22 protein-coding genes and 1 pseudogene are annotated in these 25546 nt (G+C 72.6%); 7 read left to right on the top strand and 16 right to left on the bottom strand.

The window, feature by feature from the left end; translation table 11 throughout:
* Positions 1-75: 75 nt before the first annotated feature.
* From moeZ to ACZ592_RS07800, 12 genes are all read right to left on the bottom strand, one after another.
* Complete coding sequence (gene moeZ / locus ACZ592_RS07855) at positions 76-1254, bottom strand: adenylyltransferase/sulfurtransferase MoeZ (protein WP_471580602.1); 1179 nt, start codon at positions 1252-1254, stop codon at positions 76-78.
* 63 nt (positions 1255-1317) lie between these two features.
* Positions 1318-2067: a spherulation-specific family 4 protein gene (locus tag ACZ592_RS07850; protein ID WP_471580601.1), complete on the bottom strand. Its 750-nt coding sequence runs from the start codon at positions 2065-2067 to the stop codon at positions 1318-1320.
* Positions 2055-3011 carry an NAD-dependent epimerase/dehydratase family protein gene (locus ACZ592_RS07845; RefSeq protein ID WP_471580600.1) on the bottom strand — a complete coding sequence of 319 codons (957 nt, stop codon included), beginning with the start codon at positions 3009-3011 and terminating at the stop codon, positions 2055-2057. Before ACZ592_RS07845 ends, ACZ592_RS07850 begins: the two co-directional genes overlap by 13 nt.
* A 151-nt stretch (positions 3012-3162) precedes the next feature.
* Positions 3163-4770, bottom strand: coding sequence for a hypothetical protein (locus tag ACZ592_RS07840; RefSeq protein WP_471580599.1), 1608 nt, complete (start codon positions 4768-4770; stop codon positions 3163-3165).
* A complete protein-coding gene (locus tag ACZ592_RS07835; RefSeq protein WP_471580598.1) occupies positions 4767-6674 on the bottom strand; it encodes a DUF3492 domain-containing protein in 1908 nt (635 codons plus the stop codon). The genes ACZ592_RS07840 and ACZ592_RS07835 overlap by 4 nt, the downstream gene beginning before the upstream one ends.
* 301 nt (positions 6675-6975) lie before the next feature.
* Entirely contained in the window at positions 6976-8592 is a 1617-nt protein-coding gene (locus tag ACZ592_RS07830) for a dipeptide ABC transporter ATP-binding protein (RefSeq protein ID WP_471580597.1), read from the bottom strand.
* Entirely contained in the window at positions 8589-9578 is a 990-nt protein-coding gene (locus ACZ592_RS07825) for an ABC transporter permease (protein ID WP_471580596.1), read from the bottom strand. The genes ACZ592_RS07830 and ACZ592_RS07825 overlap by 4 nt, the downstream gene beginning before the upstream one ends.
* A complete protein-coding gene (locus tag ACZ592_RS07820) occupies positions 9575-10501 on the bottom strand; it encodes an ABC transporter permease (RefSeq protein WP_471580595.1) in 927 nt (308 codons plus the stop codon). Before ACZ592_RS07820 ends, ACZ592_RS07825 begins: the two co-directional genes overlap by 4 nt.
* A gap of 2 nt (positions 10502-10503) precedes the next feature.
* Positions 10504-12228, bottom strand: a complete 1725-nt coding sequence (locus tag ACZ592_RS07815) for an ABC transporter substrate-binding protein (protein WP_471580594.1) — start codon at positions 12226-12228, stop codon at positions 10504-10506.
* A 234-nt stretch (positions 12229-12462) separates the two neighbouring features.
* Complete coding sequence (locus ACZ592_RS07810) at positions 12463-12555, bottom strand: Ms4533A family Cys-rich leader peptide (protein ID WP_324964634.1); 93 nt, start codon at positions 12553-12555, stop codon at positions 12463-12465.
* A gap of 67 nt (positions 12556-12622) precedes the next feature.
* Complete coding sequence (locus ACZ592_RS07805) at positions 12623-14158, bottom strand: DUF3152 domain-containing protein (RefSeq protein ID WP_471580593.1); 1536 nt, start codon at positions 14156-14158, stop codon at positions 12623-12625.
* A gap of 8 nt (positions 14159-14166) precedes the next feature.
* Entirely contained in the window at positions 14167-15168 is a 1002-nt protein-coding gene (locus ACZ592_RS07800; protein ID WP_471580592.1) for an alpha/beta fold hydrolase, read from the bottom strand.
* A 201-nt stretch (positions 15169-15369) separates the two neighbouring features.
* On the opposite strand from ACZ592_RS07800, the gene ACZ592_RS07795 reads away from it, so the two are divergent.
* The 4 genes from ACZ592_RS07795 to ACZ592_RS07780 all read left to right on the top strand — a co-directional run bounded on the left by ACZ592_RS07795 (position 15370) and on the right by ACZ592_RS07780 (position 17264).
* Positions 15370-15591, top strand: a complete 222-nt coding sequence (locus ACZ592_RS07795) for a hypothetical protein (RefSeq protein WP_471580591.1) — start codon at positions 15370-15372, stop codon at positions 15589-15591.
* A gap of 197 nt (positions 15592-15788) precedes the next feature.
* Entirely contained in the window at positions 15789-16430 is a 642-nt protein-coding gene (locus tag ACZ592_RS07790) for a TetR/AcrR family transcriptional regulator (protein ID WP_471580590.1), read from the top strand.
* A 139-nt stretch (positions 16431-16569) separates the two neighbouring features.
* Positions 16570-16797: a DUF3107 domain-containing protein gene (locus ACZ592_RS07785; protein ID WP_358590202.1), complete on the top strand. Its 228-nt coding sequence runs from the start codon at positions 16570-16572 to the stop codon at positions 16795-16797.
* Between the two features lie 197 nt (positions 16798-16994).
* Positions 16995-17264 (top strand): hypothetical protein, encoded by a 270-nt coding sequence (locus tag ACZ592_RS07780; protein ID WP_471580589.1) that lies wholly within the window; start codon positions 16995-16997, stop codon positions 17262-17264.
* Between the two features lie 80 nt (positions 17265-17344).
* Here the strand turns inward: ACZ592_RS07780 and ACZ592_RS07775 are convergent, their stop codons facing one another.
* Complete coding sequence (locus ACZ592_RS07775) at positions 17345-18091, bottom strand: ferritin-like fold-containing protein (RefSeq protein WP_471580745.1); 747 nt, start codon at positions 18089-18091, stop codon at positions 17345-17347.
* 138 nt (positions 18092-18229) lie between these two features.
* On the opposite strand from ACZ592_RS07775, the pseudogene ACZ592_RS07770 reads away from it, so the two are divergent.
* Both ACZ592_RS07770 and ACZ592_RS07765 read left to right on the top strand, forming a co-directional pair.
* A pseudogene (locus tag ACZ592_RS07770) lies at positions 18230-20769 on the top strand (DEAD/DEAH box helicase).
* 678 nt (positions 20770-21447) lie between these two features.
* Entirely contained in the window at positions 21448-22326 is an 879-nt protein-coding gene (locus tag ACZ592_RS07765; protein ID WP_471580588.1) for an alpha/beta fold hydrolase, read from the top strand.
* Positions 22327-22459: 133 nt separating this feature from the next.
* On the opposite strand, the gene ACZ592_RS07760 is transcribed toward ACZ592_RS07765, so the two are convergent.
* Positions 22460-23410 carry an NYN domain-containing protein gene (locus tag ACZ592_RS07760; RefSeq protein WP_471580587.1) on the bottom strand — a complete coding sequence of 317 codons (951 nt, stop codon included), beginning with the start codon at positions 23408-23410 and terminating at the stop codon, positions 22460-22462.
* Between the two features lie 182 nt (positions 23411-23592).
* Between ACZ592_RS07760 and ACZ592_RS07755 the strand changes: the two genes are divergently transcribed.
* A complete protein-coding gene (locus tag ACZ592_RS07755; RefSeq protein WP_165283191.1) occupies positions 23593-23745 on the top strand; it encodes a hypothetical protein in 153 nt (50 codons plus the stop codon).
* 79 nt (positions 23746-23824) lie between these two features.
* Here the strand turns inward: ACZ592_RS07755 and ACZ592_RS07750 are convergent, their stop codons facing one another.
* Both ACZ592_RS07750 and ACZ592_RS07745 read right to left on the bottom strand, forming a co-directional pair.
* Complete coding sequence (locus ACZ592_RS07750; RefSeq protein ID WP_471580586.1) at positions 23825-24430, bottom strand: MarC family protein; 606 nt, start codon at positions 24428-24430, stop codon at positions 23825-23827.
* A 132-nt stretch (positions 24431-24562) separates the two neighbouring features.
* Positions 24563-25438 carry a PHP domain-containing protein gene (locus ACZ592_RS07745; protein WP_471580585.1) on the bottom strand — a complete coding sequence of 292 codons (876 nt, stop codon included), beginning with the start codon at positions 25436-25438 and terminating at the stop codon, positions 24563-24565.
* Positions 25439-25546 lie beyond the last annotated feature (108 nt).

The raw sequence follows: 25546 nt of genomic DNA, 5'->3' as shown, positions 1-25546 counted from the left end.
ACGAGCCCTCAAGGCGAAAAGGGGGCCCGCACCGAAGAGGTGCGGGCCCCCTTTGGGACCGTTCAGGCCCTACGCCTAGTAGACCGGCTTGTCGGGCTCGATCTGGTTGACCCAGCCGATGACGCCGCCGCCCACGTGCACCGCGTCGGAGAAGCCCGCCGACTTGAGCACGGCGAGGACTTCCGCGGACCGGACACCCGTCTTGCAGTGCAGGACGATCTTCTTGTCCTGCGGGAGGTCCTGGAGGGCGTTGCCCATCAGGAACTCGTTCTTCGGGATCAGCTTGGCGCCGGGGATCGAGACGATCTCGTACTCGTTGATCTCACGGACGTCGATGATCTCGATCTTCTCGTCGGCGTCGATCCACTCCTTGAGCTGCTTGGGAGTGATCGTCGAGCCCGCCGCCGCTTCCTGGGCCTCCTCGGAGACGACGCCGCAGAAGGCCTCGTAGTCGATGAGCTCGGTGACGGTGGGGTTCTCGCCGCAGACCGCGCAGTCGGGGTCCTTGCGGACCTTGACCTGGCGGTACTGCATCTCCAGGGCGTCGTAGATCATCAGGCGGCCGACCAGCGGGTCGCCCGTGCCCGTGAGGACCTTGATCGCCTCGGTGACCTGGATGGAGCCGATCGACGCGCACAGCACGCCGAGCACGCCGCCCTCGGCGCAGGAGGGGACCATGCCGGGGGGCGGGGGCTCCGGGTAGAGGCAGCGGTAGCACGGGCCGTGCTCGCTCCAGAAGACGGATGCCTGGCCGTCGAAGCGGTAGATCGAACCCCACACGTACGGCTTGTTGAGCAGCACGCACGCGTCGTTGACCAGGTAGCGGGTCGCGAAGTTGTCCGTGCCGTCGACGATCAGGTCGTACTGGCTGAAGATGTCCATCACGTTCTCGGCCTCGAGCCGCTCTTCGTGGAGGATCACGTTCACGTACGGGTTGATGCCGAGGACCGAGTCCTTCGCGGACGCCGCCTTGGAGCGGCCGATGTCCGCCTGGCTGTGGATGATCTGGCGCTGCAGGTTGGACTCGTCGACCTCGTCGAACTCGACGATGCCGAGCGTGCCGACGCCGGCCGCGGCCAGGTACATGAGGGCCGGTGACCCGAGGCCGCCGGCGCCCACACAGAGCACCTTGGCGTTCTTCAGCCGCTTCTGCCCGTCCATCCCGACATCGGGGATGATCAGGTGGCGGGAGTACCTGCGGACCTCGTCGACGGTGAGCTCAGATGCGGGCTCGACCAGGGGTGGCAGCGACACGGGGACTCCGTTGGTCGGTTCCTACGTACGGTTGTTCTCCCCGTAACACTGCCACGCCCTTCTTCATTCCGAGACACCCGTTCCGATGCGCGAGACGATGTCGTCCCAGTAGCCGGGCAGGGCCTCCCAGGGGTCGCCGTGGCCGCCCCCGTCCACCCGGTCCGTGAAGTAGATCGTCGACGCGCCCTGCCAGCGGGCGATGCGCAGCGCCTCGTCCAGGTGCCCGCGCGGCATGCCGTGCACGAAGTGGCAGAAGCGCTCGGGCGGGTAGTCGGCGGTCCACTCGGCCACCTGCGACCAGCGGTAGTCGCTCCACGGTCCCGCGAAGGTCACCAACTGGTCGCCCGTCTCGGCGTATCCGGGGTACGGATGGGTGCCGTGACCGAGCACGATGTGGGCGTCGTCGACCAGCGCGCGCAGCGTCGTGACCGTCCTGCGGACCTCCGGGAGGGTGGCCCGCTCGGTCGGGCAGCGGTCCAGGGAGAACCCGTCGACCCGGTACCAGTCGAGGTAGCGGTGGGCGTCGGAGACCAGCTCCCCGAAGGAGCGGGCGCCGTACGTCGTGTCGAGGTGGCCGAGCACCCGGATGCCCGCGTTCCGCAGCCGGCCCGCCGCCTCCAGGCAGTGCGGGTCGGGCCGCTGCCCGGGGCCGTTCGCGACATTCAGGACAACCCAGTTCAAAGGGGTGCCCGGGCGGGTCAGTTCGGCCCATTCGACGGGGGCGACGAGGGGGTGGGCGAAGCCCGGGATGCCGAAGCCGACGCGTACCTCGGTGCTCGCGGAGCCCCTCGTGGTCCTGGTCAGATGCGGCATGCGGCCTCCATCCAGATGTCGGCGAGCGACTCTTCGAGGTTGATCCGGGGCCGCCAGCCGAGCCGGTCGCGCGCGGTGCGCACGTCGGCCTGCTGCCAGCTGCCGCATCCGTCCGGGTAGGGGTACGCGGCGGCCGGGACCCCGTGCTCGGATTCGCCGCGGGGGTGGCCGATGGATGCCCTTACGGGCACCTGGTCGAGTTCGTGCAGCGCGCCGCCGTACCCCGCGACGCGGGCCAGGACGGCGGCCGCGTCCCGCAGGCGTACGGCTCGCCCCGCACCGATGTTCACGACGCCCTGCGCCGCGGAGAGCGAGGCGGCGTGCACGGCACGCGCCACGTCGCGCACGTCGACGAAGTCCCGCTGCACACCGAGCCCGCCGAGCTTGAGCTCGCCGTCACCGGCCTGCATCGCGCGCCGCATGGCCTCCGCGAGCCGGCCGAGCGGCGACCCGGCGGGCGTGCCGGGCCCCGCGGGCGAGAAGACCCGCAGGACGACGGCGTCGAGCCCGGAGCCGAGCACCAGTTCGGTGGCGGCCAGCTTGCTGACGCCGTAGGGCCCGCCGGGGCGCGGCACCGCGTCCTCGGCCGTCGAGGAGCCGGGCTGGCTCGGCCCGTACTCGGCGCCGCAGCCCAGTTGCACCAGGCGCGCCCCGCAGCCGCTGCGGCGCAGGGCCTCGCAGATGGTGGCGACGGCGACGGTGTTGTGCCGGGTCAGCTCGCGGGCGCCGCCGCGGGTGGCGCCGGCGCAGTTGATGACGACGCCCGGGTGCACGGCGTCCAGGAAGCGGGTGAGCGCGCCGGGGCTGCCGCTCGCGAGGTCGAACCGTACGTCCGAGTCGTCGCCGCGGCCGAGCGCGGTGAGCTGCACGGCCGGGTCGGCGAGCAGCCGGTCGGCGACGAACCGGCCGAGGTATCCGTTTGCTCCGATCAGCAGCACCCTCATCGGGCGCCTCCCGGGGTGGCCGCTCGGCGGCGGAGACGGCTGCGGGTGGTCATCTGTCTTTCTCCTTCGGGAAGTTGCCGTGATTCACGGGATGAGGCCCGCGGTGTCGGCCCCGCGGGAGAGTGGTCGTGAGGGCCTTCGGACCCGCGGCTCACGGCGCATCACGGGAACCGGCGTGGGCCGAGGCCAGGGTCAGGGTCCTGGCCGCGTGGACCAGGAGGACGAGGGCGGCGGCGCCGCAGGCGGTGGCCGGCACGGCGCCGGGGCCCCAGCCGTCGACGGCGGCCGTGACGGGCGCGGCCAGTGCGTCGCAACCGGGCAGCCGGCCCGCGAACACCAGGGCCAGGGACACCGCTTGACCGGCACCGGCGACGCCGAGCACCAGGGCGGGGGCGCGGGTGAAGCCGTAGACGCCGAGCAGGCGCGCGAGCAGCAGCAGGACGCCGAGCCCGGCGGCCCCGACGAGCGTGGGCGCACCGCTGTCCGCACCGGCGGCCAGGTCACCGCCCGCCGCGCCGAGCAGCGCGTCCGATCCCACGAGCAGCGCCGCGAGCGCCGCGAGGAACAGAGCGCACACGCCGAGCAGCAACGGCCGTACCGAGGAGGCGAAGTCATCGAGTCCTCGGCTGGCGGCGAGCCGTCCACCGGCCCGTACGCCGAAGAGGCGGGCGCACCAGATCGCGGGCGCGACGGCGAGGGCGAGGCCGAGGACGGGCGCGAGGGCCGGGTCCCAGAGGTCGCCGGGCGTGTCGGGGCCGCCCGAGACGGCGCCGCTCAACAGGCCGTCGCCGAGGAGGGCGTAGGCGAGGAGCCAGCACGTCCACGCGCGTGTGGCGGGCATCGGGCGGGTGCCGGTGCGCAGCGGCCCGCGCTGCAGGGCGACGCGCAGCGCCATGCCCAGGGCGAGTACGCCGAGCGGCACGACCACGAGCCGTGCGCTGTCCGCGCCGATACCGAGACCGGCCACGGCCGCCGCGCACACGGCGCCGGGCAGCAGGGCGAGGAGGGACCAGCCTGGGGGCATGCGCGGTACGTCGGCTATGTCGCCGCCGGTGCGCCCGGCCTCGCGTATCCCGCAGGCCCCCGGAGTCCCGTCGGGCGGGACGGTGCGCCCGGTGTCGTCGCCGCCGCGCGGCACGCGCGCGTACATCTCCTCGGCCAGTGTGAACACGTCCCGGTGGCGGAAGCGTGCGGCGGTCCGGTCGGTGACGCCGTGCGCCTCCAGGCCCGCGGCGATCTCCAGGGGGTCCACGGCGCGCTCGCACAGGTCGCGGTGGCGGTGCACGAGGGCCTTCACGGGGTCCGCTGCGCCGCGGCGCGGGGGCCTGGTCCTGGCACGGGTGGCGGCGCGGGGCATCGGAGAGCGCGGGGCGGTGATCCTGTGGGCGGCCGCCCCGGCGTCCCTCTCCTTGCCGCGCGCGTCCCAGCCGCTGTCACCGTCTTCGTCGCCGCTCTCGTCCTCGGCCGGGACGTCGCCGAAGGCGGGGGCGGACCGGCCGAAAGCGGGGGCGGACTGCCCAGAGGCGGGGGCGGACTCGCCGAAGGCAGGCACGGACTCACCGCCGAGCGGTCCGGCGGCCACCCCGTTCCCCGGCAGGCCCGGCAGGCCCGGCAGACTCCGCGGACCCGGCAGCTCCGGCGGCGCGGGCGTCAGCGCCACGTCCGCGAGCAGTTCCTCGGACCGTGAGTCCCAGCCGCTCGCCGCCTGCGGAGTCTGTGGCGCGTCCACGGCACCGACTCCACCCTCGTGTCGTCTCATACGGCGGCCCCCTTCAACTGGTCCCGCACATCGCTCTCTTCGGGCGCGGAGCCCGCTGCGGGCTCCGCCCCCTCTTCCGGCACGGCCCAACTCGGCACCCCGGCGCCCTCGGCCCTCGGCTCGCCCGACGCGGGCCCCACCGCGACCGCCCACCGCCCCGGCACGGACGCCTCGGCCGGGTTCGCGAACGGCACCGGCTCGCCCGCCTCGTCCACCGCGTCCCTGCGGACGGGGCAGTGCGAGACGATCTCCAGGTAGAGGGACCGGAACGCGGCGGTGTTCTGCTCGACGGTGAAGAGTTCGAGGGCCCGCGCGCGGGCCGCCGCACCCAGGCGCGCGCAGCGCTCGGGGTCGCGCAGGAGGGCCACGCACGCCTCCGCGAGCGCCCGCGGATTGCGCGGCGGTACGACGAGCCCTGTGCCGCCGATGACCTCGACCACCGCGCCGACGTCTGTCGAGACGGTCGCGCGCCCGCAGAACATGGCCTCGACCAGACTGATCGGGAAGCCCTCGACGACGCTGGAGAGGACGACGACGCCCCCGGCCGCGTACGCGTCGGCGAGGTCGGGCACGTCGGGCCCGCCGATCTCCTCGAAGGAGACGGGGTTGTCGCCGACGGCGTGCACGCCGTCCGCCTCGTCGGGGAAGAGCTGCGCGGCCAGGGCCCGGCAGTGCGCGAGGTAGGCCAGGGCCTCGGAGCCGTCGGCCGGCGCCCCGACGATCCGCAGGCGCGCGCCCGGCACCTCCTTGCGGATCTCCGCGAAGGCGTGGAGCAGCGAGATCAGGTCCTTGGCGGGCGCGATGCGGCCCACCCACAGGAGCGTGCGCGGCCCGGCGGCGCGATCGCCGGAGCCGGCCGGGTCCGCGCCGTCGGCGAAGTGCTCATAGCCCCCCTCGCCGATCTCCGAGAAGCGGCCGGACTCCATGCCGGGGTAGACCGTGCGCAACTTGGCGCGGTCGGCTCCGCAGCGCTCCTGCCAGCGCCGTGCGTGGGTGTTGCCGGGGGTGATGAGCGCGGCCGCGCGGTAGACCTCGGCGGCGAGGAGGCCCTGGAAGGAGGCGAGCAGCGCACGCGCCGGCGCACTCAGGTCCAGGTCGCCCGCGGCGAGGTAGTGCGCCCGCAGCTGCACGCCGTACTCGGTGACGAGCAGCGGCACCCCGGCGAAGTGCTTGGCCAGCAGCCCGGGCAGTGCCGCGGGGCCGCCGGAGGTGGCGTGGCACAGGTCGACGGCGCCGAGGCCGTCGGCGCCGTACCAGTCGAGGGAGAGCGGGCGCAGGGCGCGCTCCATCAGGCCGACGACGGCGAGCAGGTCGGGCACCCGCGCGGTGCGGGCGGCGCGCAGTGCGCCGGGCGCGCGGCAGGCGCTCTCCAGTGCGCGGACGGCGGACTCGGAGCGCAGTGCGCCGACCAGCCCGCCCTCGTCGCGGGCGAGGTCGGCGAGCCCGTACAGAGCGTTGCTGAAACGGTCCGCCACCTCGGCGTGAGGCTCCGCCGGAGCTCCCTCCACACCGTCCGAGGCACCGGAACCGGCAGGACCGGCCGCACCCCCGAAGCCGGCCGCACCCCCGAAGCCGCCCGCGCCACCGGAGCCGCCCCGGCACACCGCCTCCGCCAGCTCCCCCAGGCACTCGCCGAACCGTCGCCGCGCCCGCCGCCCGCGCCCGCCGCGGGGCCCCGCGGCGCTGAGCGCCTCGTCGTCGACGGTCCACAGCGGCGCCGTGCGCACCCGGCCGACCTGGGGCGGCAGTTCGACCCAGCCCTGGGCCTCCTGCCGCTCGCTGCGGCTGAGGGCGTAGACGTCGAACTCGTGCTGCCCGAGCCCGCGCACGAGCCGGTCGCACCAGAGCCTGGCCTCACCGCTCACATACGGATAGCCACCCTCCGTAAGCAGTCCGACGCGCACGGGCGCACCCCCGATCTCCCGCTAGGGGAGCCGCCGTTGGGCCGGCGGCTCGCAGCGGGACGAACGTATGCGGTCATGCCGGTGGGGGGGGGGGGGGGGGGGGGGGGGGGGGGGGGGGGGGGGGGAGGGGGGGGGGTGGGGGGGGGGGGGGGGGGGGGGGTGTTTTCCCCCCCCCCCACCAAAAGGGGTGAACGGCAGTAACTTTCCCGCGTCGGTAGCGTTCTGTCGCGCTATAGCGCCCCGGAACCCCCGTTTCGCTACGGAGAGTCAGGCTGCGGCCAGGCGTGGGATCCTGTCGGCCTCAGGCCGCCGCCAGCTCCCGGCGGGCCTCCCTGCGCCGTCGCGCCACCTCCGGGTCGAGCGCGGGCACGGCCGCGAGCAGCCGCTTCGTGTACGGGTCCCGGGGCGCGCCGTAGACCTCGGCGACGGAGCCCTGCTCGACGATCCGCCCCTGCCGCATCACCGCGACGCGGTCGCTGACCTGGCGCACCACCGCGAGGTCGTGCGCGACGAACACGAGCGCGAGCCCCAATTCCCGCTGCAGCTCTGCGAGGAGCGCGGTCACCTGTGCCTGCGTCGTCACGTCGAGCGCCGAGACCGGTTCGTCGCACACGATGAGCCGCGGCTCGGCGGCGAGCGCCCGCGCGATGCCGACGCGCTGGCGCTGTCCGCCGCTGAACTCGTGCGGGTAGCGGTCGTAGTGCTCAGGGAGGAGGCCGACACGCTCAAGGAGTTCGTGCACACGCCCTCGTACGAAGGAGTCGCTCTCGCCCCGCGCGCGCAGCGGGTCGGCGACGGACTCGCCGACGGAGCGCCGCGGATTGAGGGAGGAGACGGGGTCCTGGAACACCATCTGCACCCCGGGGACGACCCGGCCGCCGGGCTGCTCCGCACCCCCGTGACGGAGTTGCCCGGCGGTCGGCTCCAGGAGGCCCACCAGCATGCGCCCGAGCGTCGTCTTGCCGCTGCCGCTCTCGCCCACGACGCCGAGGGTCTCCCCTCGGCGGACGGTGAGGGAGACGTCGTCGACGGCGGTGACCGCGCGCTTGCCCCGCCCGAACTCCCTGCGCAGCCCGACGGCTTCGAGCACGACCTCGCCTGCCTCGCCGTCGGCCGCCTCTCCCCCGGCCCGCGCCGGCGGCGAGTCGACGCGCGGCACGGCCCCCAGGAGTTCCTTCGTGTACGCCTCCCGGGGCGCCCCGAGGACTTCGCGCACCGGACCGCGCTCCACCGCCCGCCCGTCCCGCATGACCAGGACCTCCTCGACGCTCTCCGCGGCGACACCCACGTCGTGGGTGACCAGGAGCAGTCCCATGCCGGTCTCGGCCCGCAGCGCGTGCAGCAGGTCGAGGATCTGGGCCTGGACGGTGACGTCGAGCGCGGTGGTCGGCTCGTCGGCGACGAGGAGCGCGGGTTCGCACGCCAACGCCATGGCGATGAGGGTGCGCTGGCGCATGCCGCCGCTGAACTCGTGCGGGCGCGAGCGCGAGCGCCGTACGGCGTCGGGAATGCCGACCCGGTCCAGGACCTCCACGGCACGCGCGCGTGCCGCCCGGCGGGAGGCGCCGGTGTGCACGCGGTACACCTCGGCGATCTGGTCGCCCACCGCGTAGTAGGGGTCGAGGGAGGAGAGCGGGTCCTGGAAGACCATCGCGGCCTTCCCGCCGCGCAGCAGCCGCAGTTCGGCGTCGGACGCCTGCTGCACGTCGACGCCGTCGACCAGCACGGACCCTTCGACCCGCGCGCCGGTGCCCCGGTGGAGCCCGAGCAGCGCGGAGGCCACGGTGGACTTCCCGGACCCCGACTCGCCGACCAGGGCGAGCGCGCCGCCCGCCTCCAGCGTGAAGGAGAGCCCGTCGACGGCGTGCACCCCGGAGCCGAACTCCACCGAGAGGTCGGTGACTTGCACGAGACTCATGTGAGGACCACCCGTCGGTCGGCCACCGCGTACAGCACGTCCGCGACGGCATTGGCGAGCACCACGAAGAAGCCGGTGACCAGGACGAGGCCGACCACCACCGGCAGATCCACGACCTTCACCGCGTGCACGAGTTCCCGTCCGATGCCGGGCAGGCCGAACAGGGTCTCGCTGAGCACGGCGCCCCCGAACATCGACCCGAAGTCGTTGGCGGTGAGCGCGATGACGGGCGCGACGGCGCCCCGCAGGGCGTGCTTCCCGATGATCGACCGCTCCCCCACGCCGTACGCGCGGAAGGTCCGCACGTGGTCGTCGGCGAGCGTCTCCAGCATCGAGGAGCGGGTGAGGCGCGCGTACTTGGCGGCCTCGATCAGCGCGAGCGAGAGCCACGGCAGGAGCAGGTTCCACGCCCACTGCGTCGGGTCGTCGGCGAAGGGGACGTACTGCGGGAAGGGCAGCCACTGCAGCTGACCGCAGACGACGATCATCAGCAGCAGACCGATCACGAAGACGGGCGTGGCGGTGCCCGCGAGCGTGACGGCGGTCAGCACGCGCTCGCTGAGCCGGCCGCGCCGCCAGGCGGAGAGCACGCCGGTGCCGACGCCCAGGAGCAGCCACAGCACCATGGCGCCGAGCGCCAGCGACCCCGTGACCGGCAGCTTCGCCACGATCAGCGCGGTGACCTGCTGGTCGCTCTGGTAGGAGATCCCGAGGCAGGGCGCGTCACAGTGCTCGGTGCCCGTTCCGGTCGAGTAGTCCTGGCCGACGACGATGCCCTGCAGGAAGTCCCAGTAGCGGGCGTACAGCGGATCGTCCAGGCGCAGTTGTTCGGTGACCTGCTGGACCTGCGCGGGCGAGCAGCGCGGGCCGCAGGTGATCTGGGCGACGTTGCCCGGCGCCGCGTAGAACACCACGTAGATGATCACGGAGATGGCGAAGAGCGTCGCGAGGGCGCCGAGCAGGCGCCGCAGGAGGAAGCCGGTCATGCCCTGGCCTCCCGCTTGTGGCCGGTGCCGATCCGCAGCCGGGACGCGGCCCGCGGGTCGAGCGCGGTGCGCACCCCGTCGCCGAGGACGGTGAGCGCGAGCACGGTGACGAACAGGGCGCCCGCGGGCAGCAGTAGGTACTGCGGCGCGGCCTGGTACCAGACGTCGGCGGCGGTGAGCATCTGTCCCCAGGAGGCGGTGGGCGGCTTCACGCCCACGCCGAGGAACGACAGCGCGGCCTCCACCGTGATGTTCACGGGGACGAGCAGCGCGGCGTAGGTGATGACGGGTGCGGCGAGCGCGGGCAGCAGTTCGCGCCGGGCGATCCGCAGCGGTCCCCAGCCGCTGAGCCGGGCGGCCGCCACGTGGTCGAGCTCCTTGAGCGTGACGGTCTGCGCCCGCACGATCTTGGCCATGTTGGCCCAGGCCACGAACCCGATGACCAGGGCGACGAGTACCGGACGCGGGAAGCCGCTGGGCACGACCGCCATCAGGGCGAGCGCGAAGACCATCAGCGGCAGCGCCACGATCACGTCGGTGGCCCTGCTGAGCACCTGGTCGAGCCAGCGGTTGCCGAACCCGGCGGCGATGCCGACCGCGACCCCGATGACCAGCTGCACGAGGGTCGCGGCGAGCGCGACGCCGAGCGAGACGCGCGCGCCGTAGACGAGGCGGGCGAAGAGGTCGCGCCCGGTCTGCGGTTCGACGCCGAGCCAGTGCTCGCCGCTGATCCCGCCGAGGGAGCCGACCGGCACGCCGCCGCGCGCCGAGTCGATGAGGTCCGGGTGGTACGTGGTGGGGTCCTGCCCCTCCAGGGCGGTGAGCAGCGGAGCGGCGAGCGCCACGAGGACGAGCAGCGCGACGACGCCCGCCGCGACGAGGGCGGCGCGCTGCTCGCGCAGCCGCCGCCAGAAGATCGTCACGACTACTTCACCGCGACCTGGGAGATGTCGAGGACGCCGGTCCAGTCGCTGATGACGACGTTCTTGATGTCCTTGCCGTACAGGCGCTTGTAGACCGGGTGGAAGAGCGGCACGGTCAGCGCCTGCTCGCCGATCTTCTTGTCGAGGGCGCCCCAGCGCTTGGCGGCGGCATCGAGGTCGGTGAGCTTGTTGATCTCGTCGATCTCGTCGTTGACCGACTCGTCGTCCAGGAAGCCGGAGTTGAAGTTGGCGCCGTCCTTGACGATCTGCCGGCCGTCGAAGATCGGGGCGAGGAAGGGGCCGCCGGAGGGCCAGTCGGCACCCCAGTGCGCGAGGAAGAGGCCGGGCTCGTCCTTGGCGCTGTGCACCTTGTCCGAGTAGTCGTTCTCCTCCAGGCCCTGGAGCTTGACGGTGATGCCTGCCTTCTTGAGCGCGTCCTGGACGGCGGTCGCGATCTCGGGGCTGGTCTCGAAGTCCTTGGCGTTGGAGTGGGTGAGCGTGATGGTGAGGCCGTTCTTGTGGCCGGCCTCCTTCAGGAGCTCCTTGGCCTTCTTCGCGTTGCCGGACGCGCCCGCCGGGAAGTGGTCGTACTTCGTGTATCCGAAGGACTTCTGGTTCGGCAGGTAGGTGGTGGCGGGCTCGGCGAGCGAGGAGCCGCCCGCGGCGTTGACGACGGAGGAGCGGTCCACGGCGTAGGAGATCGCCTGGCGCACCTTCGGGTCGTCGAAGGGCTTCACCTTCGGGTTGAAGGCGAGGTAGTTCGTGTACCCGAAGTGGCCGGTGCCGACGTGCGAGGCCAGTTCCTTGTCGCCGCTGACCTTGGCGAGTTCGGCCGGACCGAGGTTGGTGTCGGTGGTGACGGCGGCGGCGTCCGCGCCCTGGCTCGCGGAGAGCCGCTGGTTGATGACGGAGGAGTCGAGGCCGGAGCGCACGTCGATGGTGTCCGGGTACGCCTTGCGTTCGGCGTCGGTCTTCGCGGACCAGTGCGGGTTGCGCGCCAGGCGCAGCCGCTCGCCGTCGTTCTCGTTCTTGACGACCTTGTAGGGGCCGGACGAGACCGGGTGCTCCTCGTACTTGGTGCCCTTGTCCTTGGCCTTGGGGACCGGCGTGAACTGCGTCTGGGTCGCCAGGTAGGGGAACTCGCCCTCGGGCTTGTTCAGATGGAAGACGATGGTCCGCTCGTCGGGCGTCCCGATGGACTCCAGGCCCTTGCCGCTCTTGTCCTTGTACGGTCCCTGGTACTTGGCGCCGCCGATCAGCCAGTCCCTCAAGTACGGCGCGCCACCGCTGAGTTCGGCGGCGAAGGACCGCTCGATGCCGTACTTCACGTCCGCCGAGGTGATCGGCGTGCCGTCCTCGAACTTGACGCCCTTCTTCAGGGTGTACGTCCACACCGTGGCGTTCTTGCTCGGCTTGCCGAGGTCCGTGGCCAGGTCCGGCACGACCTCGGCGCCCTTGGCGCCGTCCTCGCGGTTGCGGGTGGTCAGGGTGCGGAAGACGAGGCTCGGCACGTTGCCGCCGCCGGAGGTGTAGAGCCGCGCCGGGTCGAAGTCGGTCTGCGGGTCGCGGTTGAGGACGGTGAGCGTGCCGCCCTTCGCGGGCTTTCCTTCGCCGCCGCTCCCGGCGTCGTTGTCCTTCGGACCCGCGCAGGCGACGACGCCCGAGGCCAGGACCAGGCTGACGGATGCCGCTGCCACGCGGCGGGCTATGACGGACGATTGACGCATCGCAAGAAGACCTCTCGGGGGTCGCCGCGGAAAGGCGGCGGATCAGCGGGAATCGAGCAGAGCTCGGACGGAGCCCATCCCGGAGAAGGTGCGAAGACGCGGCAGAAAAGCAGCGGTGAGCAGCCATGCGCGGTCTGCGGAGTCACGAGCGGCCGAAAGCGACCACAGGAAGAGACCGGGCGTCGGCCGAAGCCGGCACAGCTGGGAAAAGCGACGCACTCGCCGGGGCGGGCGTCAGCAACAGTGAATGTCGGCCACGCAGAGCGCGGTCACGCCGAACAGCGCCAGCTCAATGGCGGCGCTCGACGGGGCGTGACGGTTCGACATGCGGAGAAATATGAACGAACTTCCGACAAATGTCAAAGCGGAAGCCCGGCCGCGCGGCCGGCCCGCATCAACTCTTCGGGTAGACCCAGGGGTTGGCCTTGCACTTGATCCCGTCGTGATCAAGGAATTTCGTCTGCTGCTGCATGACGGGCGCGAGGGCCCCGTCCTTGGTGCAGTCCACGTGGTTGTGGCCGAGCCGGTGGCCGACCTCGTGATTGATGAGCATCTGGCGGTACGGGTGAATGGCGTCGCCGTACGTCTTCGCGCCCTGCGCCCAACGATAGGCATTGATCATCACGCGTTCCGTCGCCGCGGAGTCGCACGACACATTGTCCTGGGTCGTGTCGAGACCGGATTTGGCACACCACTTTCCCGTGGTCCCGGGACTCGCGAGGGTAATGACGAAATCGGGCTTCCCCGACGATATCCGCTCGAAGGTGCGGCCCCCGTCATGGGCCCAGCTCCGGTCGTCGTTGAGGGTCTTCTGGACGGCCTGCGCGAACAGTGCGCCGTCGAGACCGAGCCCCTTCTCGACGTCGACGCGATAGCGGAACTTCTGCCCCTTGCCCGGCGCCTTCTCGAATCCGGATATCGCCTCGAAGTCGCCCTTCGCCTGCCCCTTCGGGTCCAGCGGGTATTTCTTGCCCATCTTCTGGTCGTACGTCAGCGGGGCGGCCTTCGGCCCGTCGGCCGGCGTGGGACGGCGGTCCGAGCGCGACGCGGGGTCCTCGGTGTCGCGCGCGTCGCCCGGGGCGGCCTTGGCCCGCGCGCCCGAGTCGTTCCCGCCGTCGGTGACCTGCCCCGCCACGACGATCGCGAGCACGGTGGTCACGGCGGCGGCCGCGATACCGGCGAAGGTGCGGCCGCGGCCGCCCTTCTTGCCGCCGCCGTCGGTGCCGTCCTCGGCGTCGGGGCCCTCGCGGTGGGGCTCCTCGGCGTCGCCCCAGTCGGTGACGGAGGCGTACGGGTCGTCGGGGGGCGGGGCCTGCGCGCCGGGCTTCGGCGCACTCTGGGCGGAGCGGGCTCCGTCCTCGCCGTCTCCGCCGTCCCCGCCGTCGGGGAAGGCGGCCACGTAGTCCCTGCGGGGACCCGGGTCGCCCTGCCGGGGCCCGGGGATGCGCAGCCCCTGCCCGGTCCGCGGACCGCTGCCGGCGTCCGTGGCGGTGCCACTGCCGGTGTCGGCACCACCGCCGGTGTCGGCACCACTGCCTGTGTCGGCACCACTGCCTGTGTCGGCACCACTGCCTGTGTCGGCACCACTGCCGGTGCCTGTATCGGAAAGGTCGCCCCAGCCGCCGCCGGACTCCCGCTGCTCGGGGTGCCCGCCGCGGACGCGGGGGACGCCGTGCGTGGGGGTGCCGTGCGTGGGGGTGCCGTGCGCGGAAGTGCCGTCCGCACCCCGCCCGTTCGGCGCGGAGGTCCCGCGTGTGGGAGTGCCGTGCGCGGGCGTGCCCTGCGGCGGCGTATCGTCCGCCCCCGGGGCCCTCCTGCGGCGCCCCGTGCCCGGACCGGCCTGTGGCCCCACGCCGTGCGGCGTCGGTATGCCCGTGGTGCTGGTGTTGTCAGTCGTGTCTGCCGGACCGCGTCGGCTGTGACGTCCCACGCGCCGCCTCAGCTCCCCGATCCCAGGTGCGAGCCCTCGCGGGCAGGAATGGTCAACTCGCCCGTATCGGCGAGCAGTTCACGGAATGCGGTGGCCACGCTCTCGGGGTACTCCATCATCGCGACGTGTCCCGCGTCGGGCAGCGTGAGCAGCCGCGAGTCGCGGAACGCGGCGGCCGCCTTGCGCGCCATCCGACAGGAGACGAGCAGGTCACGGCCGCCGTAGACGAGCAGGGTCGGCGCCAGCACTCGCTCGGCCTGCCGCCACAGGCCGTGCTGGCCGCCCAGGGTGTACGCGTTCACGATGCCACGCGCCGAGCGGGCCATCGCGTCCCAGAAATAAGGGAGTTGGAGCCTGCGCTCCATCTCCCTGACCGCCGCGGCGAACCCTTCCGGAGTCACCTTGCCCGGATCGCCGTAACAGAGGCCCATGACGCCGCGGACCCGCTGCTCGGGCGTCCACTCCTTGGTGAGCCGGGTGAAGAGGCCGGCGACGCCCGGGACCGCGAGCAGTCCGGTGGGCACCGCAGTGCGCTGCACGCGCAGCTCCGGCAGGGCGGGCGAGACCAGCGTCAGGGTGCGGACCAGGTCGGGGCGGACCGCCGCGACGCGCGTGGTGACGGCGCCGCCCAGCGAGTTCCCGAAGAGGTGGACGGGGCCCCGGTCGCGCGCGTCCAGGTAGCGGATGACCGCGCGGGCGTGCCCGGTGATGGAGTAGTCCCCGTCGTCCGGTGGCGGTGAGTCGCCGAATCCCGGCAGGTCCAGCGCCTCGCAGTCGACGGTGTCGACCAGCTGCGGCATCAGGGCCGACCAGTTCTGCGAGGATCCGCCGAGCCCGTGCACGTACAGCGCGAGGGGCAGTCCGGAGCGGGCCGGGGGCCGGGAGCGCACGGTCAACGACAGTCCGGGCAGCCCGACCGAGTCCAGCCGCTCCCCCTCCGCGACCGCCACGGCACCCGGCCTGGGTGCGGCGGCGGAGGCCAGCAGGTTCGGCAGCTCGGTCGAAGACATGCGGCAATGTTACGAGACGATCACGCGGTAGTTCACGTGTTCGCCGTCACAGATGACGCACAGACCGCGTAGCGCCCCGTGCGGGTCTCTCCTACGCTCGAAGAAGTTCGGGGAATCAGCCCGAAAGAGTCATGGAAAGAGGGCGCAGCGGGCACTCGCACCACTCGGTCCACCCAGCACCGCAAGGGAAGAGAGCCACACATGAGTGTCGACCCGACCGATCCCGACACCTTCGTCACGGAGGCGGCCGACCCGGCCGAGGCCGATGTCGAGGCCCCGGAGGCGGACACGGCGGAGCAGCGCACCGACCTCACGCCCGTCCAGGACGACCCCCTGTCGGTCGCCGACCAGGACTCCGCCGACGAGGCCGACCTCGCGGAACAGGCCCGTGTCGTCAGCCTCGACGAGGACGACTACCGCTGAGAAGGACGGACGACGGCCGCGGCGGGCAGCGCCCGGCTGGCCGAGTTGATCGCGTTTGCCCTGCTACGCACAGCCGGCGAGGCCTTCTGCGGTCGTCCAGTCCGTGAAATTCTGCGCTCGCACCGCGCACATCACAGTTACCGAAAAGTACGATGGCGGCGCGGCGCTCACCGCACATCGGACGATTGGGAGGCGGCGTGACAGCCATCGAGCAGACAGAGGCGGCACGCCCGCGGGGCACACGGCTGCCGCGCCGTGCCCGACGCAACCAGCTCCTGGGCGCGGCCCAGGAAGTGTTCGTGGCGCAGGGTTACCACGCCGCCGCGATGGACGACATCGCCGAGCGGGCCGGCGTCAGCAAGCCGGTGCTCTACCAGCACTTCCCCGGCAAGCTCGACCTGTACCTCGCCCTGCTCGACCAGCACTGCGAGTCACTCCTGCACTCCGTGCGCACGGCGCTGGCGTCCACTTCGGACAACAAGCTCCGCGTCGCCGCGACGATGGACGCCTACTTCGCGTACGTCGAGGACGAGGGCGGCGCGTTCCGCCTGGTCTTCGAGTCCGACCTGACGAACGAGTCGGCGGTGCGGGAGCGCGTGGACCGCGTCACCCTGCAGTGCGCCGAGGCGATCTGCGAGGTCATCGCCGAGGACACCGGCCTGCCCAGGGACGAGGCGATGCTCCTCGCCGTCGGCCTCGGCGGGTACTCACAGGTCGTCGCCCGGTACTGGCTCGCCAGCGGCAGCACGGTGCCGCGCGCGAAGGCGGTCGAGCTGATCACGTCGCTCGCCTGGCGCGGTATCGCTGGGTTCCCGCTGCACGGCACGGAAGGCCACTGAGCCTTCGCGTCTTTGTTCCCGTCCCGTGTTCGCTGACGGCGTGCACGGCCGCGGCCGTCCCTGTCCCCTCACCGGGCTAATGTGTGCTGGGTACGGCGCGGACGGCCGCGCACAGACTGACCGTCGGAGGGACAAAGCCGTGGAGGTCAAGATCGGCGTGCAGTACGCGCCCCGCGAGATCGTGCTGGAGAGCGGCCAGAGTGCCGAGGAAGTCGAGACCGCGGTGTCCGAGGCGCTGACCGGCAAGTCGCCGCTGCTGAGCCTCGTGGACGACCACGGCCGCAAGGTCCTGGTTCCGGCCGACCGCCTCGCGTACGTCGAGCTCGGCGAGCCGACCGCACGCAAGGTGGGCTTCAGCGCCCTGTAGAACCCTCCTGGGCGTCCGCACGGACGCTCTTGGTGGATCTTGAATGAACGGCCCGGTGGTTCTCAACCACCGGGCCGTTCCTGTGTGTTGTACGAGGGCGCGAGGGCGTCACCCGATCATGGAGGGTTGCGTTCCGGCGGCCTGGGGTAGACCGGCTACGACCGATTTGCACCTGGCCGCGAAGGAGGGCACACACCGTGATTCTGGAAGCGCTCGGCTCCACATTGCTCGGCCTGGCCCTGGCCTGGGCCACGGCACATCGCCTGGGGCACCGGCTGCCCGCCCGCAGCCTCGTCCTCTCCACGGGCCCCGCGGGCGCCCTCGTCGGCGCCTTCATCACACACATGGCGCTCGGCTCCGGCCACACCGCCGCGACGCTCACGGGAGCGGTGGCCGTCTCGGTGGCCCTGCTGTCCCTGCTGATCCGCCCGACGGGCACCAGAATGCACCACTCCGCAACGGCGTAGCCCGGGGCTCTCAGGGGCGCGGGGAACCGCACGCCGAGCCACAGCGCGTCCGCGGATCCCCCCGCGCCCCCACCGCCCGGCTAGGCCGCGAGGCCGAGCGCCGCCATCCGCTTCGTGTGCGCCTCGGTGATCCGCGAGAACATCCGCCCGACCTCGGCGAGGTCGAAGCCGTCCGCCACGCCCCCGACCAGCATGGTCGACAGGGCGTCGCGGTCGGCGACCACCCGCTGGGACTGCGAGAGGGCCTCGCCCATCAGGCGCCGGGCCCAGAGCGCGAGCCGCCCGCCCACGCGCGGGTCCGCATCGATCGCGGCGCGCACCTTCTCCACGGCGAAGCTGGCGTGCCCCGTGTCGTCGAGCACACCGAGCACCAGGGCGCGGGTGTCGCCGTCGAGGCGGGCCGCGACCTCACGGTAGAAGTCACTGGCGATCGAGTCGCCGACATACGCCTTGACCAGGCCCTCGAGCCAGTCGGACGGCGCGGTCTGACGGTGGAAGCCGTCGAGCGCGGCGACGAACGGCTCCATCGCGTCGGTCGGCTCCGCGCCGATCGCCGAGAGCCGGTCCCTGAGCTGCTCGAAGTGGTGGAACTCCGCCGACGCCATCTTCGCGAGCTCCGCCTTGTCGCCGAGCGTGGGCGCCAGCTTCGCGTCCTCCGCGAGGCGCTCGAACGCCGCGAGCTCCCCGTAGGCGAGCGCGCCGAGGAGGTCCACGACGGCGGCGCGGTAGTGGGGCTCGACAGAGGCTTTCGCCCAGTCCTGGGCGGCTACTCCGGTGGGTTCGGGGGCGGATTCGGCAGGGGTGTCAGGCGTCTCCATGAAGCGCACAATAGCCCGCTTGCAGGAGGGCGTAAGGGCCTGGTCAGTGACTGTGACCACGACCATGTGACGAATTCGCCGGACACACATGCGAGATTCCGGGGTACAGTGGTAATGCGCCTGCCGAATATTTGGCGGGCCGTACGAATGAGGATGCCCGGTCGGTGGCCCGATCGGCTCCGACCCGACAGCCCTCCGGGCGGTGCGCACAGGCTGCGTACGGCACGAGGAGGGAACCTCAGCGGTACGAGCGCTCGAGCGCCGGCAGTGGTCCCGCGCCCCCGGCCCACAACGCGGCCGGCGGTTACCGGCACGGTCACGACCCCCAGCGTTCGCCTCGCACCGCGTCTCACAGAAGAGGCACTGCCCTGACTACGACTTTCCGAGAGCTCGGGATCCTTTCCGAGACGGCCGAGGCCCTTGAGGCCGTCGGCATCATCAATCCCTTTCCCATCCAGGAGATGACGCTCCCCGTCGCCCTTTCCGGCTCGGACGTCATCGGCCAGGCCAAGACCGGCACCGGCAAGACGCTCGGCTTCGGACTCCCGATCCTCGAGCGCGTCACCGTCCCGGCGGACGTCGAGGCGGGCCGCGCCAAGCCCGAGCAGCTGACCGAGGCGCCGCAGGCCCTCGTCGTCGTGCCCACGCGCGAGCTGTGCCAGCAGGTGACGAACGACCTGCTGACCGCCGGCAAGGCTCGCAACGTCCGCGTCCTCGCCATATACGGCGGCCGTGCCTACGAGCCGCAGGTGGAGGCCCTGAAGAAGGGCATCGACGTCGTCGTCGGCACGCCGGGCCGCCTGCTCGACCTCGCGGGTCAGCGCAAGCTCGACCTCAAGCACGTCAAGTGCCTGGTCCTCGACGAGGCCGACGAAATGCTCGACCTGGGCTTCCTGCCCGACGTCGAGAAGATCATCAACATGCTTCCCGCGAAGCGCCAGACGATGCTGTTCTCGGCCACCATGCCGGGCGCCGTCATCGGCCTGGCCCGGCGGTACATGTCGCAGCCCACGCACATCCGTGCCACCGCGCCGGACGACGTGGGCCACACCGTCGCCAACACGAAGCAGTTCGTGTACCGCGCGCACAACATGGACAAGCCCGAGATGGTCTCGCGCATCCTGCAGGCCGACGGCCGCGGACTCGCGATGATCTTCTGCCGTACGAAGCGGACCGCCGCGGACATCGCCGAGCAGCTCGAGAAGCGCGGCTTCGCCTCGGGCGCGGTCCACGGCGACCTCGGCCAGGGCGCGCGCGAGCAGGCCCTGCGCGCGTTCCGCAACGGCAAGGTGGACGTGCTCGTCTGCACCGACGTCGCCGCGCGCGGCATCGACGTCGGCGGTGTGACGCACGTCATCAACTACCAGTCCCCCGAGGACGAGAAGACGTACCTGCACCGCATCGGCCGCACCGGCCGCGCGGGCGCTTCCGGTACGGCGATCACGCTGGTCGACTGGGACGACATCCCGCGCTGGCAGCTGATCAACAAGGCGCTCGACCTCGGGTTCAGCGACCCGGTCGAGACGTACTCCAGCTCGCCGCACCTCTTCGAGGAGCTCGGCATCCCGGCGGGCACCAAGGGTGTCCTGCCGCGCGCCGAGCGGACCCGTGCGGGTCTGCGCGCGGAGGAGCTCGAGGACCTCGGCGAGACCGGCGGCCGTGGCCGCGGTGGCCGATCCGGCGGTCGCGGGCAGGACAGGGACCGTTCCGGCGGCCGCGGCGAGGACCGGGACCGTTCCGGCGGCTCCCGCCAGGCCTCCGACACGGCCGAGCGCGAGCGTCCGGCGCGCACCCCGCGCCGTCGCCGCCGCACCCGTGGCGGCACCCCGCTCGACGCGACCGCGTCGGCTCCGACCGCCGTGGTGACCGAGAGCGCCGCTCCGGTGGCCGAGGCCGCTCCGGCCGTCGCCGAGGCGACCGAGCCGCGCACCCCGCGCCGTCGCCGGCGCACGCGTGCCGGTGGCGCGTCGGAGGCGCCGGCCACGGCCGAGGGCACGACCGTCGAGACGGTGGCCCCCGAGGTGGTGGCCCCCGAGGCGGAGGCTCCGGCCACCAAGCCGCGCCGCCGCACCCGCAAGCCCGCCGAGCAGGTCGCGGAGCAGGTCGCCGAGGCTGCCGCTCCCGAGGTCACCGTGACCGAGGCCGCTCCGGTGGCCGAGGCGGAAGCCCCGGCCGTCAAGCCGCGCCGCCGCACTCGCAAGACCGCCGCGCAGGTCGCGGAGACCTCGGTCGCCACGGCCGAGGGCACCCCCGAGGTGGCCACGGCCGACGAGGCGCCCGCCGAGAAGCCGAAGCGCCGTACGCGCAAGACGGCTGCGGAGAAGGTCGCCGAGGCCGCCGTGCCGGAGGTCGAGGCGGAAGCCCCGGCCACCAAGCCGCGCCGCCGCACCCGCAAGACCGCGGAACCGGCCACCGAGACGGCCACCGCCGAGGTCACCGCGCCCGACGCCGAGGCCGAGAAGCCCAAGCGCCGCACCCGCAAGACCGCCGCGCAGAAGGCCGCCGAGGCCGCCGACACCGTCGAGGCCGGGATCCCGGCGCAGGCGACGGAGGAGTCCAAGCCCCGTCGTCGTACGCGCAAGGCCGCTGCCGCCCCGGCGGAGGCGACCGAGGCCGAGGCGCCCGCCGCGGCGCCGCGGCGCCGCACGCGCAAGAAGGCCGAGCCCGTGAAGACCCCGGAGAGCTGATTCTCCGGCCCCCACAGGCCCACCGCACCGAAGGCCCGCCCCACTCCGGGGCGGGCCTTCGCGCGTCGCGTCCGCTTACGGGTCCGGACCTGCGCGCCGGGCCCGAAGACCGAGATGCCCCGGCACCGACGCCGAGCACCTGGTCCCCGCGCCACCCGGCCCACCGGACCACCACCGGAACGGCCGAACCGACGCCCCCGGCCCACGGCCGACCGCCCCGCGGCCCGGCACCAGGCCCGGCACCAGGCCCGGCACCACCGCCGAGCACCTCACCGCCGCATCGAACCGCCCCAGGAACGGCCGAACCAACGCCCACGGCCCACGGCCGACCGCCCCAGGGCCCGGCACCGGACCCGGCACCACCGCCGAGCACCTCACCGCCGCATCGAACCGCCCCAGGAACGGCCGAACCAACGCCCACGGCCCACGGCCGACCGCCCCGCGGCCCGGCACCAGGCCCAGCACCACCGCCGAGCACCTCACCGCCGCATCGAACCGCCCCAGGAACGGCCGAACCAACGCCCCACGCCCGCTGCCGCACCCCAGCGCCGCGCCGCCCGGCCTGAACACCGGCACCGGGGCGTGGTCCGACCCTTGGGACCGCCGCTCATCGGCGCAGCCGAACCAGCTCCCCGCACCCGCTGCCGCAGCCCACCGCCGACCGGTTAGCCTCGGCTCATGAGCAGGCCCCCTACCTTTGTCCCGCCCGCGTGTGCGAGCGCGCGCACCCTGCGTACCGCGCGCGGTGACTTCGCCGTTCTCGACGCGGTCCCGGCCGGCGGAGTCCGGCGCAGGGGCACCGTGCTCCTGCTTCCCGGCTTCACCGGCAGCAAGGAGGACTTCGTCGCCCTCCTGGAGCCGCTGGCCGCCGCGGGCTACCGTGCGGTGTCCGTGGACGGCCGGGGGCAGTACGAGACTCCGGGGCCGGACGACGAATCGGCTTACGCGCAGGCGGAGTTGGCCCGTGACGTGCTGGCCCAGGCGGCGGCCCTGACCGAGGCGTCGGACGCCGCGCCCCTTCACCTCCTGGGCCACTCCCTCGGCGGCCAGATCGCCCGCGCCGCCGTGCTCGTCGACCCCGGCGCCTTCGCCACGCTCACCCTCATGTCGTCGGGCCCCGCCGCGATCACGCCCGCCCAGCAGACCCGCGCCAAGATGCTGGGGGACGCCCTCGCCACGCTGTCCATGGACGAGGTGTGGCAGGCGATGCGGGCCATGGAGCCGCCGCCCCCTCAGGAGGCGGAGACCGGCGCCGACGGGGACGACGGCGGGGCCCTGCGCGCCCGCTGGCTGCTGCACAGCCCGGCCCAGCTCATCGCCACCGGCAGGCAGCTCTCCACGGAGCCGGACCGGGTGGCCGAGCTCGCCGCGCTCGCGCTGCCCTTCCACGTGGTCTCGGGCGAGCGTGACGACACCTGGCCCGTGCCGCTCCTGGACGACATGGCGGAGCGCCTGCGCGCCCGCCGCACGGTGGTCCGGGGTGCCGAGCACTCCCCCAACACCGACCGCCCCGAGGAGACGGCGGCGGCCTTGATCGCGTTCTGGAACGGGAACTGACCCTCAGGCACCCGCACCGAAGATGCACCCCTACCGAAGATGCACCCGTACCGAAGATGCACCCCTACCGAAGGTGCACCCGTTCTGAAGGTGCACCCGTACCGCGGGATACCAGTACCGAAGCGCCGCCCCCTCAGTACTGCGCCTGCAAGTGGTCCCAGAACCCGTCCCGCAGCGCCCTGCGCAGATCGGACTGCCCGCGCAGCGAGTACTGCAGCAGCCGCTCCGCCTCCACGAGGAGGTCCTGGTCCACGGATCCGGGCAGGTACGGGTGTCCGGGCAGCAGCCCGACCAGCGCCTCGCGCCCCCGCGCCGCGAGCCACTTCGCGGCGATCTGCGCGCCGACGAAGCGGACGTCCTCGCGGGAGGGCCGGTTCGCCGTGGCGCCCGCCTCGTAGGTGGTCACGGCACGGCGGGTGACGTACGGCTTGCAGAAGTCGAGGTCGAACGTGCGCTGGCTGTCGACCTCCCACAGCAGCGGCTCGGCCTGGTTGCGCCCGTCGGGCGCCTCGATGCCCCACAGGTGGACACGTGCGCCGTACCCCTGTGCCGCCTCGACCGCGGAGACCAGGTCCTCGTCGCCGCCGATGAGCGCCGCGTCGCTGATGGCGCGGTGCCTGGCCAGGGACTCCAGGTCGCTGCGGATCAGGGAGTCGACGCCCTTCTGCTGGTTGTTGGCGTTGAGGTTGCCGAGCCTGACCTTGACGTCGGGCAGCTCCGCGATCGACTGCTGCTCGGTCGTGTGGATGCGGCGCCTGGCGCCGTCGTACCAGTAGACGCGCAGCAGGCGGCTGTCCGCGAAGATCGTGCGGGCCTTGTCGATGAGCGCCTCGATGAGGCCCTCCGCGTCGAGGTCGAAGGCGCGCCGGTCCTCGGTCCCCGCGGCGAGCCGTCCCGCGGCGGCGTACAGGTACCCGGCGTCGACGAAGATCGCGTGGGTGGACGGGGTCTTCGCCACCTCGGCGAGCATGCGTTCGAGCAGGGCGTTGGTGCGCTCCAGCTGAGCGCTGATGTCAGCGGTACCGGGGGCGGCACCGGGGTCGACGGCGTCGGGGTCGACTGCGCTGGGGTCGGCGTCGTTCATATCGGACCCAGTCTCCCGCCCGTCACACAGCGAACACAACTGGTCTCGCTACTCACAAGTAATTAGGTTCTCGAAAATTTTCTTTAGCGTAGGGAATGTTTGCAGGGGGCAACTCGTTGTACCCATCAGAATCACCCAGCAGTTCTCCTTCAGGAGGATGACCAGACGAAGGGAGAAGCCCTATGCGCTTCGAAATCATGCGACTCGACGATGTCGACGGCTCCGCCGTGGACAGCACCGTCGTGGACGCCGCCTCCGTCAACCGGATCGTGCAGCAGGCCGCAGCGATCGGCCAGCGCATCTACATCCGCCCGGCCGACACCACGGCCTCGTAACGCAGACATCGAGGGGCCCCCGTACGGAATCCGTACGGGGGCCCTTCGTCGTGACGAGCCGGGCCGCCGCGAGCGGCACTCACCCGCCCTTGATCACCTGCGTCACACCGTTGATGATCTGCTGCACCGCGATGGCGGACAGCATCATGCCCGCGAGCCGGGTCACGAGCACCACACCGCCGTCCTTGATGACGCGGATGATCAGCAGCGAGTACCGCATCACGAGCCACAGCACCACGTGCATGGCGACGATCGCCGCCCAGACGGAGATCTGCGTGCCGACGCTGTCGGCGTCCTGGACGGCCAGGATGACCGAGACGATCGCGCCGGGTCCCGCGAGCAGCGGCATGCCGAGCGGCACCAGCGCGACGTTGACGTCCTTGGTCTGCTTCGGCTCGTCCGTCTTGCCGGTGAGCAGGTCGAGCGCGATGAGTAGCAGCAGGAGGCCGCCCGCGATCATCAGCGCGGGGACGGAGACATGCAGGTAGTTGAGGATCTGGTGGCCCACGAGGCCGAAGACCGAGATGACGCCGAAGGCGACGCACACGGCCTGGAAGGCCATCCGCTGCTGCACCTTGGCGGGGCGGCCGGCGGTCAGGCCGAGGAAGATCGGGGTGATCCCAGGGGGGTCCATAATCACGAAAAGCGTGAGAAAGAGGGATCCGAAGACGGCGACGTCGAACACAGTGATGGCCTTGCAGAGAGTCGAGAGACGTACGAAGGAGCCGCGACCGGCCGGCGCCGGGCACGGGGCACGACGGCCGCGCCGGGGCAGCGGTGAGGCGAAGGTGAGGGAGTGCGAGGGTGTCGCGAGGTGTTACGCGGCGGAGGTTCCGCCGGCACCCGGCACGGGGAACGCCCCCGTCGCCCGGCGCGTGATCTCGCCGTAGATCTCGGGGTCGGTGGTGAACTCCCCGAGCACACACGTCTTGCGGCTGCCGTGGTAGTCGCTGGACCCGGTGACCAGCAGGCCCAGGTCCGCCGCGAGTCCGCGCAGCCGCGTCCGGGTCTCGGGCGTGTGGTCCATGTGGTCGACCTCGATGCCGTCGAGGCCCGCCGCCGCCAGCTCCGCCATGGCCGCCTCGGGCATGACCCTGCCGCGCTTGGCGGCGCCGGGGTGGGCGAGGACGCTGACGCCGCCGGCCGCCTTGACCAGGCGTATCGCGTCGAAGGGGTCGAGCTCGTGCTTGTCGGCGAACGCGCGTCCGCCGTCGGCGAGCCACTCGGGCGTGAAGGCGTCGGAGACGGTGGGCACGACGCCGAGCTCGACGAGCGCCTCGGCGACGTGCGGGCGGCCGACCGAGCCGTCGCCGGCGATCCGCGCGACCTGTTCCCAGGTCACCGGGACTCCCAGCGCCTGCAGCTTGCCGATCATCTCCTTGGCGCGCGGCACCCGGTCGTCGCGGACCAGCTCGCACTCGCGGGCGAGCTCGGGCTCCGTGGGGTCGAAGAGGTAGGCCAGCATGTGCAGGCCCACGCCGTCGAGGCTGAAGGAGAGCTCGGCGCCGGTGACGAGGGTCAGGTCCGTGGGCAGCTCGCGCAGGGCCGCGACGGCCTCCGCGTGGCCCCGGGTGGTGTCGTGGTCGGTCAGCGCGACGACGTCGAGACCGGCGGCGGCCGCGTTGCGGACCAGCTCGGCCGGGGTGTCCGTGCCGTCGGACGCGGTGGAGTGGGTGTGCAGATCGATGCGCACGACGCTGACTCCAGGCTCTGGCGGGCTGACGGCTCACGGCCGACCGGCGGCGGCTGACGAGGGGGACGCTCAAGGATAACGGGAATCACGCACGTCACCGCCCGCCCC

Source organism: Streptomyces sp. NPDC040622 (assembly GCF_055593965.1).
The sequence above is the reverse complement of the archived record's forward strand: the minus strand, read 5'-3'. Positions and strand labels throughout refer to the sequence as shown.